This is a genomic window from Burkholderia sp. Bp9140 (genome assembly GCF_003853425.1).
In the GTDB taxonomy this organism is placed as follows: domain Bacteria; phylum Pseudomonadota; class Gammaproteobacteria; order Burkholderiales; family Burkholderiaceae; genus Burkholderia.
This window is the reverse complement of sequence record NZ_QTPQ01000040.1, coordinates 12,799-27,437: the sequence shown is the minus strand read 5'-3', so window position 1 is coordinate 27,437 and position 14,639 is coordinate 12,799. Positions and strand designations below refer to the sequence as shown.

The following is a 14,639-nucleotide window of genomic DNA, read 5'->3' as shown; positions in this document are numbered from 1 at the left end:
GCGCCCCCGTTCTACTTGAACGATGACTTGCGGGCGGCGATGCCGGCGCCTGCCGGTATCGCGGTGCGGCGGCGGGCCGCGTGCGCGCGCTTCAGGGGGAACTGCAGCAGCTTCGACGCTGGCTGCGCGGCGGCGTCCCGCTCGGCACGGTAGCGGCGCCTGACGAGATAGACGGGGCGCTGCTTGGACTCGTGATAGATCCGGCCGAGGTATTCGCCGATCACACCGATGCCGATCAGCTGGATGCCGCCGACGAACAGCACGACGGAAATCAGCGACGGGTAGCCGTGCACCGGATTGCCGAACAGCAGCGTCCGCACCACGATGAAGGCGCCATACACGAGTGACAGCATCGCGAACGTGAGGCCGACGTAGGTCCACACGCGCAGCGGCACCGTACTGAAGCTCGTGATGCCCTCGAGTGCGAAATTCCAGCGCCGCCATCCGGAAAACTTCGAGCGGCCGCCGCTGCGCGGCGCACGCGTGTATTCGACGATCACGGTGCGAAAGCCGACCCACGCGAACAGCCCTTTCATGAACCGTCGCCGCTCCGGCAGCGCGCGCAGCGCATCGACGACTTCGCGATCCATCAGGCGGAAATCGCCGACGTTTTCCGGCATTTCCACCTCGGACAGCGCATTGTGCACGCGATAGTAGAGCGCCGCCGCCGCGCGCTGCAGGTAGGGATCGCACATCCGGTCGGTGCGTTTCGCGGCGACGACCTCGGCGCCCCCGCGCCAGTGTTCGATCATCGCGGGAATCAGCGCGGGAGGGTCCTGCAGGTCGGCGTCGATCAGGATCACGGCGGCGCCGGCCGCCTCGTCCAGGCCAGCGGTGAGCGCCGCCTCCTTGCCGAAGCGGCGCGTGAGATCCACGACGTGCACGCGCGCGTCGCCGGCGGCGACCGCGAGCAGCCGGTCGAGCGTGCGATCGCGGCTGCCGTCGTTGATGCAGACGATCTCGAAGCGGACGCCGTCGACCGATTCGAGAATGGGCAGCGTTTCGGCAAAGAACGCGTCGATCGCTTCCTCTTCGTCATGAAACGGCACGACGAGCGATATCAGCGGCTTCCTGGCGTGCGTGGACATGCTGCGGCTCCCCGAGAGATCCGGCCTGCGCTGCACCGTATGGTTCCGGTTGTCGTGTGCCGAACGGGCCCGGCCCGGTTCGGCGCGAATTCGGTTCCGGCCTGCGTGTCCACCGCCGGCCGGACGACGGGTGTTGCGTTCATTGTAGGCAGGAATCGGCGATTCGTAACACGTATCGATCGATTTGCACGCCGGACCGCTCACCGGGGAAAACACCGGTCGGCGGTTGTCGGCGTGCCGCGCGCGGCGGCGCTAGGATGGCGTTTTCAATGCCGAAGGAGAGTGCGATGCACGTTCAGGATCTGGCTGGCGCGCCGCTCGATTTCTGGGTGGCGATGGCGGAAGATCTCGGCACGCCGCGCGTCGGCGCCGCGGGGTGCACGGTCATTCGCGAACCGGGCGGCGCGCCGGTGCCGTACGCGCCGTCGTCGGCGTGGGCGGACGGCGGCCCGCTCGTCGAGCGCTTGCCGTTCGGCGCGTTCGAACGCGACGGCGGGCACGGCGCGTGGCGCGCCGTGCTGCACCGGGCGGTGCCGGCGGCGGGCGAGCGCTGCACTTTCAACCAGTCGGGGCCGACGCTGCTGGTCGCCGCGATGCGCACGCTGGTCGCGTCGACGTTCGGCGACGACGTGCCGGATCTCGACATGTCGAAGCCGCGCTGAGCGCTTGCGAACGCCGGTTACGCGGCCGACAGGTTGCGCACCGCGATCGATGCGACGTCGACGCGTCTCGGCAGGATCGCGTCCGCGGCCGCACGATCGGCGACACGCTGCAGCACGTCGATGTCCGCGCCGGTGACGCCGCGCTGCGCGAGTGCCGCGCGGCGGGCGATATCGGCGGCGGCATCGCGCGGCAGGCGCGTGAGCGACGCATAGACGCTCGCGTAGTCGGCCGGATGCGCGAGCGCCCACTGCCCGGCGCGGGTGAGCCGCGCAAGCACGTCCGACAGCGCCGCGCGCTTCGATCGATCGTCGAGCGTGTCGACCGGCGACGTGAGGAAGGCAAGCCCCGAATTGATCCCGCTGCCGTCGCGCACGATGCGCGCGCCGCGCCGCACCACGTTTCCATAATATGGATCGAAGGTCGCCCAGATGCCGATCTGCTTCGCCTCGAACGCGGCGAACGCATCGACCGGCAGCACGAAGCGCACGTCGACGTCGCCCGGTGCGAGGCCGTGTTCGCGCAGCGCGCCGTACAACTGGTATTGCGAGATGCTGCCGCGCGCCGACGACACGACGACGGTGCGCCCCTTCAGGTCGGCGACCGTGCGCACCGGGGAATCGGGCTGCACGACGATGCCGAGCGATGCCGGCGAGCCGACGCGCGTCGCGACGATCCGCAGCGCCGGATCGCCGAGCGCGGCCGTCAGCACGGGCAGGTCGCCGGCCGGCGCGAGATCGATCGCGCCCGCGCGCTGCGCTTCGAACAGCGGCGCGGCGCCCTGGAAATTCGCCCAGCGAAACCGGTACGGCACGCCGTCGAGCACGCGCGCGGCCTCGGCCAGCGCGCGCAGGCCGCCGGCCTGGTCGCCGAGCACCAGCGTGACGTTCGACAGGTCGGTGCCGGCCGCGCGGGCGGGCAGTGCGGCGGCGCCCGCAAGCGGTGCGGCAGCCAGGGCGGCCACACGCAGCAGTGCGCGGCGGCGGGCCGGGGCGGGGGGCGAAGTCATCGGCGGCGGGTCCTCGGTGATCCGCGCGCAGGCCGCGCGGCTGCCGGGCAGATTACGGAATCGGTCGGGCGCCGGCAAACATCGAATCGCGAAATGCTTATTCGCGTACAGGCGGTGCATGGTGGTGGGGAAAGCAACGGCCGGGCGCCCCGGCGAACACCCGGCAGCGGCCCTAGCCTGCCGCGGCGACGGTGCGCAGGAACGCGCGCACCGCGGGCGCCTTCTCGAAGCGCCGGTGCGCGAGCGCGAGTTCGGACATGATCGGCTTGCCGGCGATCGGCCGGTACACGACGCCCGGCAACGACACGCAGCCGGCGAGCGCGTCCGGAATCACGGCGACCCAGCCGTTCACCGACACGCAAGCGAGCACCGCGAGCAACCCGCCCGGCCGCGCAGCGATCACCGGCGCGAAGCGGCCGCGGCGTGCGACTTCAAGCGTGCCGCGTTCCTGTTCGGGCACCGCGAAGCGTGCGTCGGCGAGATCGGCGGCCCGCACGGCAGTCATCGACGCGTAGCGCGAATCGGCCGGCACCGCGGCGACGAACACGTCGCGCTGCAGCGTGACGATCCGCAGCCCGCCCGGCAGCGGCAACGGCGGGCGGACGTAGGCGAGATCCAGCCGGCCTGCGTCGAGCTGCTTCGCGACGTCGTCCATCGGCACTTCCCGCAGGTTCAGCTCGATGCGCGGATGCGCGGCGCGAAACGCGCCGACCGTGCGCTGCAGCGTACCCGAATAGACGGCCGACGACACGTAGCCGATTTCGATGCGGCCGAGTTCGCCGCGCTCGGCCAGCGTCGCGAGTTCGCGACCGCGCTGCAGATGCCCGAGCGCGGCAGTTGCCTCGGCGAGAAACGCTTCGCCCGCCGCCGTCAGCGTGACCGCGCGGCGCGACCGCTGGAACAGCCGCACGCCGAGCAGCCGCTCGGCTTCCTGGATCTGCCGCGTGAGCGCGGGCGGCGCCATCTCGAGCGCGTCGGCCGCGCGGGCGAAATGCAGGTGCTGCGCGACGCTCAGGAACGCGCGTACATGACGGAATTCGAGCGGATTCATGATTGCAATTTTCGTCAATAAAACTGCATGGATATATCAATGACGGGCAATACCGGCCAAGCCTAGCATACGGCTCGTTCCTCTTGCTCCGGAGCCGCCGATGTCCCAGCCTTCCCCCGCCCCGCGCGCAGGCGCGCCTGCCGCCGCGCGCGCGGGCACCCGCCTGCCGGCCGCCGCGACGCTCGCGGTCGCGTCGGCGACGTGCTCGCTGATCGTGCTCGACACGAACGTCGTCGCCGTGTCGCTGCCGAGCATCGCGCGCGGCTTCCATGCGAGCTTCGCCGACATCGAATGGGTCGTGAGCGCCTACATGACCGCGTTCGCCGCCTGCCTGCTGCCGGCCGGCGGGCTCGCGGACCGCTTCGGGCGCAAGCGCATGCTCGGCGCGGGGCTCGCGCTCTTTGCGCTCGCGTCGCTCGGGTGCGGGATCGCGCCGTCGGCCGGCTGGCTGATCGCCGCGCGCGCGGTGAAGGGCGGCGGGGCCGCGCTGCTGCTGACGGCCGCGCTCGCGGTGATCGCAAACCGCTTTCCGGACGGGCGCGAACGGGCCCGCGCGTGGGCGATCTGGGGGATGTGCATGGGGATCGCGACGGCCGTCGCGCCGCTTGTCGGCGGGGCGATCACGCAGTGGATCGGCTGGCGCTGGGTGTTCCTGATGAACCTGCCGGCGTGTGCGCTGCTCGCGGCCGGCGCGCGCGTCGCGATCGACGAGTCGCGCGATCCGCACGCGAAACGGGTGGACGCCGCCGGCAGCGTGCTGTTCGGCGCGGCGCTCGCGTGCGCGATCGCGGCGCTGATCGGCGCGCCGTCGCACGGCTGGCTGTCGGCCGCGACGCTCGGCCGGTTCGCGCTCGCCGCCGCGCTGCTGGCCGCGTTCATCGGCGCGGAGCGCTGGCAGGCGCGCCCGATGATCGATCTCGCGCTGTTCCGCCAGCCGCGCTTCGTCGGCGCCGTGCTCGCGATGTTCGGCTATGCGGCGTGCGCGCAGGTGATGATGACGTTCCTGCCGCTGTACCTGCAGAACGCGTTCGGCATGTCGGCGATCGACGCGGGGCTCGGGATGCTGCCGTTCGCGGTCGCGATGATCGCCGGGCCGTCACTCGGCGGCATGCTCGCCGCGCGCGTGTCGTCCGGCGGCGTGCTGGCGGGCGGGCTCGCACTGATCGGCGCGGGCGATCTCGCGACCGCGGCGCTGACGGCCGCCGGCGACTATCGGCTCGTCGCGCTCGGCATGTTCGTGACGGGCTGCGGCGCCGGCATCATGAACGGCGACACGCAGAAGGCGATCATGGCGTGCGTGCCGCCGAACCGTACCGGGATGGCGTCGGGCATCAGCACGACCACCCGCTTCTCGGCGATCGTGACGGCCGTCGGCGTGCTCGGCGCGGTGCTGGCCGCCAGCACGCACGCGCAACTCGAGCGGCTGCTGTCCGCCGCGCCGGGCGTGCGGGCATTCGCCGATGCGCGGTTCATGTCGAGCCTGCTGGCCGGCGATCTCGCGCAGGCGCTCGCGCACGTGCCGCCGTCGGCCGCACGCACGCTCGCGGATGCGGCGCCCGCGGCTTTTGCGGGCGGATTCGCCGTCGCGCTGACGGTGAGCGGCGTGCTCGCGCTCGCGGCCGCCGTCGTTGCATGCAAGTTGCTTGCGCAACCGATGCGTGACGCGTGATGCGTGCGCCGTCCATTTCGTGCGAAGACACGTGGCCGTTACGCTTGCGCGTTCCGGTTTCGCGCGGCGTGTTCAGGATGCCGTCATCGATCTGGATTCTGTTGCCCGTGTACGCGATGCCGCCGATGCTCGCGCAGATCGCGGTCGTGCTCGCCGCGCTTCCGACCGGCACGGGGCCGTACACGCTGGCCGAGTTCCATGAGCGTGAAGCGCACGTGACGTCGCGCACGATTCTCCTGTCGACGCTCGGGGCGGTCGTGTCGCCACCGGTGCTGTTCGCGATCGCACGGCACGTGTGACGTTGCGCGCGGCGCGGCGCGCGACTCGGCGTGATTCAGGGCGAGTCGGTGCGGTTCAGTGCGGCTTCGTCGCGATGCGATGGCTGCGCGCCGCACGCGCGACGCGCGGCTGCTGCGATGTGCCGCAACGCGTTGCCTGCCGGCGGCGGGTGCGTCGCGCGGGTTCGGGCGGGTCGTTGGCGACCGGCACCGGCGTCCGCGCGTTTGCATTTGCGGCAACCGCCGCGACGGCCGGTTGCGCGGCCTCCGCGTCGAGCCAGCTGCGTGTCGCTTCGGCGATCAGCGCGCGCAGCCAGCGCACGCCGTCGACGCACGAACCCGACTCGTTCCACGTCATCCGGTACACGATGTCGGGCGGCTCGGCCGGCAGCGCGACCGCGCCGAGCGGCAGCAGCTTCGCGTAGTGGCGCGCGAGCCGGTAGGTGGTGGTCAGGATCAGGTCGGAGCGCACGAGCGTATGCGCGGCGAGTTCGAAATGCGGCAGCGTGACGACGATCCGCCGCTGCAGGCCGACGCGTTCGAGCTGCCGGTCGATCGCACCTGATGCTTCGAGCCACGACGGCGTCGGGCACAGTTGCACTGCCTGCGCGAATTCGGCGGCCGTCATCGCGCCGCGCCGCGCGAGCGGATGCGTCGCGCGCATCAGGCACACGACGCGGTCGTCGAACAGGTCGTCCTGCCGGAACCGCGACGAACGGGCGGGGCGATTGTCGATCACGACGTCGAGTTCGCCGTCGGCGAGCGCGCGTTCGTCGTCGAAGCCGTCGCCGAGCGGATGGAACACGAGTTGCGCGTTCGGCGCGCGTTCGCGGAACAGCGCGACGAGCTTCGGCACGAACAGCACGTTCAGGTAGTCGGGGCAGCCGATCCGGTAGGTGCGCACGGAGGTGCGCGCGTCGAAGGTCGGCTGCTGGATGCGGATGAAGTCGATCACGCGCAGCGCATTGCGCAGCGGGTCGATCAGCCGCGCGCCGAACTCGGTCGGCACCATCCCGTAGCGGCTGCGCACCAGCAGCGGGTCGCCGAGCAGCGTGCGCAGGCGCTTGAGCGCGGCGCTCGTCGCCGGCTGCGACATGTTCAGCCGCACGGCCGCGCGCGACACGGTGCGCTCGGTGAGCAGCACGAGCAGGATGCGCATCAGCCGCGCGTCCAGTACGTCGAGCGCGCCCGTTGCGTCGGACGCGTCGAGGGGAAGGCCGTTCGGCTCCGGTGCGTCCCGCATGTCGCTACGCGTTCCCGCGGCCCGTCATTTGACGAAGGTGCCCGGCCAGCCGACGATCCGCTTCGGACGTGGCGGCGCATAGGTGCGGATCTTCGACGTCTTCAGCTTCAGGCGCACCAGCGATTCGGCGAGCGCGACCGCGGCCGAGACGCCGTCGACGACGGGCACGCCCGTGCATTCCTCGATCTGCCGGTCGAGGCCGGCCATCCCGCCGCAGCCGAGGCAGATCACTTCCGCGTGATCGTCCTTCACCGCGCGCTGCGCCTGGCCGACGATCGACTCGATCGCGCGGGCCGGGTCCGCCTCGAGTTCGAGCACCGCGAGGCCGCTCGCGCGCACCGACGCGCAGCGCGCATCGAGCCCGGCGAGCTTCAGGCGATCCTCGATCAGCGGCACCGTGCGGTCCAGCGTCGTGACGACCGAGTAGCGGTGGCCGAGCAGCATCGCGACGCTCGCGGCCGCTTCGGTGATGTCGACGACGGGCACCGTCAGCAGTTCCTGCAGCCCTTCGCGGCCGTGTTCGCCGTAGCCGGCCTGGATCACCGCGTCGTACGGCTCGTCGTAGCTCAGCACGCGGTCCATCACGGCGATCGCCGCGAGGTAGCTCTCGAAGTTGCCTTCGACCGACTCCGCGCCGAAGCGCGGCGTCAGCCCGACGATCTCCGTGCCCGGCGACGCGGCGGCCTGCGCCTGCGCGGCGATGGCGTCGGTGATCGACTCGGTCGTGTTGACGTTGACTACCAGGATTCTCATGGGTGCACTCCGTATGCTGCGTTCAGTGTTCGGCGCAGGCGACCGCGATGTGTTCGCCCGAGCGCGCCTCGTATTGCCGTTTGCGATCGGCCGTCAGCCAGTACACGCTGCCCGCGATGGCCGCGCCGAGCAGCCAGGAGAACGGCGTCATCGCGCTGAAGGCCGGCACGACGGCGAGCGTGATCGAGATCAGCGCGGACGGCACGAGCGCCGCGAGCGCCTTGCGGTTCACGCCGCGCGTATAGAAATAGGCGCCGGTGGGCGCTTCGGTGTAGAGATCCGGCACGTTCACGCGCTGCTTGCGCACGAGCCAGTAGTCGACCGTGATGATCCCGTACAACGGGCCGAGCAGCGCGCCGAGGCCGGACAGGAAGTAGACGATCACGATCGGGCTGTTGTACAGGTTCCATGGCAGGATCAGCACCGCGACCGTCGCGCTGATCAGGCCCGCGCGGCGGAACGTCAGGCGGTGCGGCGCGAGGCTCGTCAGCACGAAGGCCGGCGCGACGAAGTTCGCCATGATGTTCACCGCGACCGTCACGATCAGGAACGCGAGGCAGCCGAGCACGAGGAACAACTTGTTCGGCACCGTCGCGATGATCTCGGTCGGGCTGTGGATGATCTGGCCGTTCAGCTTGAACTGCGCGCCCGCGAGCACGAAGCTGATCGTCGCGAACACGAGGATGTTCACGGGCAGGCCCCAGAAGTTGCCGACCCGCACCGTCTTCGCGCTCGGCGACGAGCGTGCGAAATCGCAGAAGTTGAGCACCAGCGTGCCGTAGATCGCGAGCCACAGCGCGCCGCCCGCGAACACCTCGGTCCACATCTTCAGTCCGGTCATCGGCTTGCCGATCGACATCGCGAGATGGCCGCCGGTGCGGCTGAACATCCACGCGGCGAGCGACAGCGTCGTGACGAGGATGACCGGGCCGGCGAGCCCCTCGTACTTGCGGACCATCTCCATCCCGTAGGTGAGGATGCCGATCTGCACGAGCCAGATCGCGACGAACGTGATCCAGCCGAGCGTCGACAGCCCGAGGATCGCGTTCTGGTCGAACGCGGCGAGGCCCGGCCACACCGCGGTGAGCAGCACGCGCAGCACGACCGACGCGAGATAGGTCTGGATCCCGAACCAGGCGATCGCGATCACCGCGCGGATCATGGCGGGCAGCAGCGCGCCGTAGATGCCGAAGCTCATCCGGCTGATCACCGGGAACGGCACGCCGGTCTTCTGGCCCATGTAGCCGGTGAGGTTCATGCAGCAGTACACGAGCACGGCGCCGATCGCGAGCGATGCGAGCATCTGCCACCCCGACAGGCCGAGCGCGAACAGGCCGATCGCGAACGAATAGTTCGCGATGTTGTGCACGTCGTTGGTCCACAACGCAAAGATGCTGTAGCGGCCCCAGGTCCTGCCCTCGGCCTTGGTCGGCGCGAGGTCGGGATTGTGCAGCCGCGGGCTCGGCGCGGGATCGCGCGCGGCCGTACCGGTTCGATGCAATGCGTCGTCCGCGTCGAGCACGATGCCCGCGCGGTGGGTGGCTTCCAGTTGCACGCCTTGTCTCCTTCCATGTTTGGGGCGCGAACCGGCAGCGTGTGCACGCAGCGCGGGCCCGGCCGCCGTGGACGTTATGTCTCGGATTTGTTCGCGAGTATGGGTGGCCGCCGCGGCGATGGGAAATTAAATATTCGGCTGGGCGTCATTTGAAAAATGAATGGGATGCGATCGCTGGCGGCGACGGCGCGAGGCACGCGAATTGCTGGTCAGAGGGCTCCATCCACGTCGACATCAGCGGAGGTGTCATGCAGCGATATTCCATTCGTCACGTATCGCGAGCCGTCTTCGCCGGCATCCTGATCGCCGGCCTGGCGGCGGGTGCGGGCTGTCAGAAGAAGAGCGAGACCGACACCGGCGGCACCGGTGCGAGTTCGAGCGCCACGGGCGGCATGGCGCCGGCGCCGTCCACCGCGCCGTCGGGCATGCCGGGCAGCGGCACGACAGGCGGCGCGGCGAGCATGCCGGGCGCGGCATCCGCGCCGGCAGGCGCGAGCGGCGGCTGACGGCGGGAGCGGGCGGCGCCCGCCGCGTAGGCGAGCGCGCCGCCCGGTGCTGCCGTGGTGACATGCCGGTGCGGCACGTGCGTCGCAGGGCGCACGTGTGCGATGCCCTGCGCGTGAAAGATGTGCAAGGACCGTTGTAGCGATTCCCGGACCGGCGCCGGCTGCATCACGCCGGCGCATGCCGTCCGGAACAGGAGGTGCGATGCAGAACGCGGAATCGAACCCCACCCCGAAACAGCAGCAGGAACAGATCGGGAAGAGCCCGGTGAAGACGCCGGCGGTCGGCGACATGCCCGATGCGGCGACCCAGGCCGCGGAAGTCGCGAAGCGGCCGCTGACGCCGGAGGCGGTCGCGGCGAAAACGCCGACCGGCCTGCCGCCGATCGACGTCGACGCGTATGCGGTCGACAGCGGCGACCCCGTGCGTCGTGCCGGGAGCCGGATCGTCACGCTCGACAACGCGAACATGGCGATGACCGACAACACGGTCGACGTGGACGGCAAGGGCATGGAGGCGCGCACCGGCGCGACCGAGTGGCACGACAACGTGATCTACTCGAATGCGTCGCTCGACGACGCGGTGGACACGTCCGACGAAGGGCTCGGCGGCATCGAGAGCCGGCCGGGCGGCAATGTACCGCAGATCGCGACGCGGCCGGGCTGGCGTGTCCGGCATGTCGGCGATGTCGATGTCGAGCACGGCGACGGCACGCGGGTCGAGCACGTGATCCGCCTCGAGCGGACCGACTGACGTAGCGAGGGTTGCCGGGCGGACCGCCGGCCGGCGGTCCGCCGACGGCCGTTACTGCGGGCCGAGTTCCAGTGCGGACGTGTCCGTGTCGTTGCCCTGCGCGACGAGCACGTGGATGTCGTTCGGCGTCACGTCGCCGATGCCGCCGGACGGAATCGTCACCAGCAACCAGTCGGCGTTGTTGTTGAGGGCGACCGGCGCGGTCTTCAGGATCGGCGCCTTGCTGCCGGCCGTCGTGACGACCACCTGGTAGCTGCCGCCGTTCAGGTAGACGGAATCCTGGCCCGAGGCCGGTACCGCGTTCTGGTACGCCGTGCCGGCCAGTGTCGGGCTTTGCGTGTTGATGTCGGTGCCGGGAGGCACGACGTATACGTCGACGTTCTGCGCGTTCGGCGACGCGTTGAAGCCGCGCACGCGCGCCTTGTCGGACAGCAGCTGCTTGGCGAACGGATCGTCGATCACCGAAATCGCCGACGACGTGCTCGGCAACGCGATCGTCGTGTAGTGGTGGCCGTTCACCGCGCCGAACGATTGCGACGCGATGGTCGCGGTCGTGCCCGAGACGTTGTAGCTCGCGGTCTGCGTGCCGGAGTCGATGTCGTGATAGCGGGTCACGCCCTTGTACGCGACGCCCGACGCGTCCACCTTCGCATTCAGGTAGTAGTCGAGATTCGGGCCGGCCGGCACTGCGTTGATGAAGCGCGCCTGCGGTTTCGAGATGCCGAGTTCGGTGCCGACGTCGTTGCCACCGCCGCACGCCGCGAGTACGGAAATGACCGAGCACAGGGCCACTATCGTTCGAATGGATTTCATCGTCGTCCTCTCGTTCAGGGAACCTGCTTGCGATGCGGTCTCGCCGCGCGAGGCGTCGCGCGGTGCGCAGCGCCGGTTGAGGGAAGGATGGTCGTCCGCCGGGGCGGCGGGCGCATGGATGTCGCAAGCGATGTGCCCGCGTGGTGTGGAATGCCGTGACACCCGTGTGCCGGCGGGCGCGCCGGCCGGAAGCCGCGCGGTAACCGGGAAAAGCAACCTGCCGGGCGACGTCACGCGCAACGCCGGCCGTAAATCTTGCCGGCATCGCCCCATCGTTTAACCATTCGAAACAATGTGTTCACCGAAAAGGGCATGATCTCCGGCGATCGGGCAGGCATACTGTCGCCTATGTTGCTCAATGCCGTCGACTCGACGTGCGCTTGCCCCCCATGTCCATCCCTGTACCTTTTCGATCCCTGCGATGGTTGACCATCGCGGCGGCTGCATGCTTGCTCGCCGCGTGTTCAACCGCTTCCGACGTGACCGCGACGTCGAACCCGAACGTCTTCACCGTGACGACGCGCACGCTCGGCGTGTCGACGACGTGGGCCGATGCCCATGAGAAGGCCGTCAGCGAAGCGACCAGCTATTGCACGCAGCGCGGCATGCGCGCGAGCCTGAAGCAGGAGTCGGTGACCGGCGGCCGCCGCGTCGACGCGCGCTCCGAACTCGCTTTCGAGTGCCATCCGACCTTCGAGACCGCGTTGCCCGCGCGGTCGTAGCCTCCGCGCCCGCGTTGCTCCGGATGTGAAACGACCCGCGATGCCGTTGACGGGCATCGCGGGTCGGCGCACGTCCGTCGAGCGCGTTACACGGGCTGCGCCTCGTACAGCTTCACGCACGCGGAGAAGTCGAGCGTGCCGAGCCCCTGCTGGCTCATCGACTGATAGAGCTGTTGCGCGAGCGCGCCCATCCACACCGGCTGCCGTGCGCTGCGCGCGGCTTCGGTCGCGAGCCCGAGATCCTTCAGCATCAGGTTCGCGGCGAAACCGCCCGCATAGCCGCGCGCGGCGGGCGCCGCGTCGTTCACGCCCGGGTACGGGTTGTACGTGTCCGAGCTCCAGCAGCGGCCGGTCGACGTGTTGATGATGCCGGCCAGCACGGCCGGATCGATGCCGAGCGCGGCGCCGAGCGCCATCGCTTCGGACACGCCCATCATCGAGATCCCGAGCAGCAGGTTGTTGCAGATCTTCGCGATCTGCCCGGTGCCCGTGCCGCCGCAGTGCGCGACGTTCTTGCCCATGTCGAGCAGCACGGGGCGGATGCGCTCGAACAGCGCGGCGTCCGCGCCGACCATGAAGGTCAGCGTGCCGGCCTGCGCGCCGCCGGTGCCGCCCGACACCGGCGCGTCGGCGAGCGGGAAGTCGCGCTGCGCGGCGGCGTCGGCCACCGCGCGCACGGTGCCCGGATCGATCGTGCTGCAGTCGACGAAGATTGCGCCGGCGCGCGCGCCGGCCAGCACGCCGTCGTCGCCGAGGTAGACGGCGCGCACGTGTTGCGCGGCCGGCAGCATCGTGATCACCAGCGACGCGCGGGCGGCCGCGTCACGCGGCGACGCGGCCGCCGCCGCGCCCGCGCGCACCGCGGCGTCGACCGCGTTCGCGTCGAGGTCGAACACCGTCAGCGCGTGGCCGGCCTCGAGCAGGTTGGCGGCCATGGGACCGCCCATGTTGCCGAGTCCGATGAATGCGATGTCCATGTGCAGGCTCCCCCTCAGCGCAGCGCGATCGTGGTGTTCACGCCGCCGGCCGTCGCGTCGTCGTCGAACCAGCGCGCGGTGACCGTCTTGGTCTGCGTGTAGAACTGCACGACCTGCTTGCCGTACGGGCCGAGATCGCCGAGCTTCGAGCCGCGCGAGCCGGTGAAGCTGAAGTAGGGGACCGGCACGGGAATCGGGATGTTGATGCCGACCTGGCCGACGTCGATCTCGCTCTGGAACTTGCGCGCGGCCGCGCCGCTCTGCGTGAACAGGCCGACGCCGTTGCCCATCGGGTTCGCGTTGACGAGCGCGATCGCGTCGTCGAGCGTGTCGGCCTCGAGCACGACCACCACCGGCCCGAAGATTTCTTCCTTGTAGATCGACATGTCGGTCGTCACGCCCGAGAAGATCGTCGGGCCGACGAAGTTGCCCTGCTCGTAGCCGGGCACCTTCACGTCGCGGCCGTCGAGCAGCAGCGTCGCGCCTTCCTTCACGCCGGCGTCGATCAGCGACAGGATGCGCGCCTTCGCCGCCTGCGACACGACCGGCCCGACGTCGGTGCCGGCTTCGGCGCCGGCGTTGACCTTCAGCGTCTTCGCCTTCTCGACCAGATCGGGCAGCCAGTCGCGCGCACGGCCGACCAGCACGACGACCGAGGTCGCCATGCAGCGCTGGCCCGCCGCGCCGAAGCCCGCGCCGACCAGCGCGTTGATCGACTGCTCGCGGTGCGCATCGGGCAGCACCACCGCGTGGTTCTTCGCGCCCATCATCGACTGCACGCGCTTGCCGTGCTGGCTGCCGAGGTTGTACACGTGCGTGCCGACGCGCGTCGAGCCGACGAACGAGATCGCCTTGATGTCCGGGTGCGTGCAGAGACGGTCGACGACGGTCTTGCCGCCGTGCACGACGTTCAGCACGCCCTGCGGCACGCCCGCCTCGATCGCGAGCTCGACGAGCTGCATCGTCGACAGCGGGTCCTGTTCGGACGGCTTCAGCACGAACGTGTTGCCGCACACGATCGCCATCGGGAACATCCACAGCGGGATCATCCCGGGGAAGTTGAACGGCGTGATGCCCGCGCACACGCCGATCGGCTGGCGCAGCGTGTAGGTGTCGACGCCGCCCGCGACGTTCTCCGCGAATTCGCCCTGCTGCAGCGTGCCGATCGAGCATGCGTGCTCGACCACTTCGAGGCCGCGGAAGATGTCGCCCTGCGCGTCGGGCAGCGTCTTGCCTTGCTCGGCCGTCAGCGTATGCGCGATCCGTTCGAGATTGCGGCGCACCAGGTCCTGGAACTTCAGCATGATGCGCAGCCGCGCGCCGATCGGCGTCGTCTTCCAGGTCTGGAACGCGCGCTGCGCGGATGCGATCGCGGCGTCGACCTCGTCGAGCGTCGCGTATGGCACGCGGCCGATCACTTTCTGCGTCGCGGGGTTGACGATGTCGCCCCATTCGGCGCTTTGCGATTCGACGAACGCGCCGTCGATCAGCAGCTTGGCGGTGGGCAGGGCGAGGGTGGTCTGGGGAACTGCGGCGTTCATTGAACTCTCCGGGAAACGGTGAT

At 70.1% G+C, this 14,639-nt stretch carries 15 protein-coding genes; 5 read left to right on the top strand and 10 right to left on the bottom strand.

Annotated elements, in window-relative coordinates:
• Nucleotides 1–11: 11 nt before the first annotated feature.
• The gene (locus DIE21_RS28640; RefSeq protein ID WP_124500825.1) at nucleotides 12–1,088 is read right to left on the bottom strand and encodes a glycosyltransferase family 2 protein; all 1,077 of its coding nucleotides are present in this window, start codon (nucleotides 1,086–1,088) and stop codon (nucleotides 12–14) included.
• 287 nt (nucleotides 1,089–1,375) lie between these two features.
• On the opposite strand from DIE21_RS28640, the gene DIE21_RS28635 reads away from it, so the two are divergent.
• Entirely contained in the window at nucleotides 1,376–1,750 is a 375-nt protein-coding gene (locus tag DIE21_RS28635) for a phage protein NinX family protein (protein WP_124500824.1), read from the top strand.
• A 17-nt stretch (nucleotides 1,751–1,767) separates the two neighbouring features.
• Here DIE21_RS28635 and DIE21_RS28630 read toward each other — a convergent pair whose 3' ends face one another.
• Complete coding sequence (locus tag DIE21_RS28630) at nucleotides 1,768–2,757, bottom strand: ABC transporter substrate-binding protein (RefSeq protein WP_124500823.1); 990 nt, start codon at nucleotides 2,755–2,757, stop codon at nucleotides 1,768–1,770.
• 172 nt (nucleotides 2,758–2,929) lie between these two features.
• The gene (locus DIE21_RS28625; RefSeq protein ID WP_124500822.1) at nucleotides 2,930–3,808 is read right to left on the bottom strand and encodes a LysR family transcriptional regulator; all 879 of its coding nucleotides are present in this window, start codon (nucleotides 3,806–3,808) and stop codon (nucleotides 2,930–2,932) included.
• A 100-nt stretch (nucleotides 3,809–3,908) separates the two neighbouring features.
• Here DIE21_RS28625 and DIE21_RS28620 point away from each other — a divergent pair, with 100 nt between their 5' ends.
• Nucleotides 3,909–5,477 carry an MFS transporter gene (locus tag DIE21_RS28620; protein ID WP_124500821.1) on the top strand — a complete coding sequence of 523 codons (1,569 nt, stop codon included), beginning with the start codon at nucleotides 3,909–3,911 and terminating at the stop codon, nucleotides 5,475–5,477.
• Between the two features lie 77 nt (nucleotides 5,478–5,554).
• Nucleotides 5,555–5,776 carry a hypothetical protein gene (locus DIE21_RS28615; protein WP_409364656.1) on the top strand — a complete coding sequence of 74 codons (222 nt, stop codon included), beginning with the start codon at nucleotides 5,555–5,557 and terminating at the stop codon, nucleotides 5,774–5,776.
• Nucleotides 5,777–5,831: 55 nt separating this feature from the next.
• On the opposite strand, the gene DIE21_RS28610 is transcribed toward DIE21_RS28615, so the two are convergent.
• From DIE21_RS28610 to DIE21_RS37365, 4 genes are all read right to left on the bottom strand, one after another.
• On the bottom strand, nucleotides 5,832–6,998 hold the full coding sequence (locus DIE21_RS28610; protein ID WP_124500820.1) for a LysR family transcriptional regulator: 1,167 nt from the start codon (nucleotides 6,996–6,998) through the stop codon (nucleotides 5,832–5,834).
• 24 nt (nucleotides 6,999–7,022) lie between these two features.
• Nucleotides 7,023–7,751 (bottom strand): aspartate/glutamate racemase family protein, encoded by a 729-nt coding sequence (locus tag DIE21_RS28605; protein ID WP_124500819.1) that lies wholly within the window; start codon nucleotides 7,749–7,751, stop codon nucleotides 7,023–7,025.
• A gap of 22 nt (nucleotides 7,752–7,773) precedes the next feature.
• Nucleotides 7,774–9,306, bottom strand: coding sequence for an NCS1 family nucleobase:cation symporter-1 (locus tag DIE21_RS28600; RefSeq protein ID WP_124500818.1), 1,533 nt, complete (start codon nucleotides 9,304–9,306; stop codon nucleotides 7,774–7,776).
• A 331-nt stretch (nucleotides 9,307–9,637) separates the two neighbouring features.
• The gene (locus DIE21_RS37365; RefSeq protein WP_185642861.1) at nucleotides 9,638–9,940 is read right to left on the bottom strand and encodes a hypothetical protein; all 303 of its coding nucleotides are present in this window, start codon (nucleotides 9,938–9,940) and stop codon (nucleotides 9,638–9,640) included.
• A gap of 74 nt (nucleotides 9,941–10,014) precedes the next feature.
• Here DIE21_RS37365 and DIE21_RS28585 point away from each other — a divergent pair, with 74 nt between their 5' ends.
• Nucleotides 10,015–10,563: a DUF3005 domain-containing protein gene (locus DIE21_RS28585; protein WP_124500816.1), complete on the top strand. Its 549-nt coding sequence runs from the start codon at nucleotides 10,015–10,017 to the stop codon at nucleotides 10,561–10,563.
• A gap of 51 nt (nucleotides 10,564–10,614) precedes the next feature.
• Here DIE21_RS28585 and DIE21_RS28580 read toward each other — a convergent pair whose 3' ends face one another.
• Complete coding sequence (locus tag DIE21_RS28580; protein WP_124500878.1) at nucleotides 10,615–11,376, bottom strand: DUF4397 domain-containing protein; 762 nt, start codon at nucleotides 11,374–11,376, stop codon at nucleotides 10,615–10,617.
• A gap of 389 nt (nucleotides 11,377–11,765) precedes the next feature.
• Between DIE21_RS28580 and DIE21_RS28570 the strand changes: the two genes are divergently transcribed.
• Nucleotides 11,766–12,098: a hypothetical protein gene (locus DIE21_RS28570; RefSeq protein WP_124500815.1), complete on the top strand. Its 333-nt coding sequence runs from the start codon at nucleotides 11,766–11,768 to the stop codon at nucleotides 12,096–12,098.
• A gap of 86 nt (nucleotides 12,099–12,184) precedes the next feature.
• Here the strand turns inward: DIE21_RS28570 and mmsB are convergent, their stop codons facing one another.
• Nucleotides 12,185–13,075 (bottom strand): 3-hydroxyisobutyrate dehydrogenase, encoded by an 891-nt coding sequence (gene mmsB / locus DIE21_RS28565; protein WP_124500814.1) that lies wholly within the window; start codon nucleotides 13,073–13,075, stop codon nucleotides 12,185–12,187.
• A 14-nt stretch (nucleotides 13,076–13,089) separates the two neighbouring features.
• Nucleotides 13,090–14,616: a CoA-acylating methylmalonate-semialdehyde dehydrogenase gene (locus DIE21_RS28560; RefSeq protein WP_124500813.1), complete on the bottom strand. Its 1,527-nt coding sequence runs from the start codon at nucleotides 14,614–14,616 to the stop codon at nucleotides 13,090–13,092.
• Nucleotides 14,617–14,639: the final 23 nt, after the last annotated feature.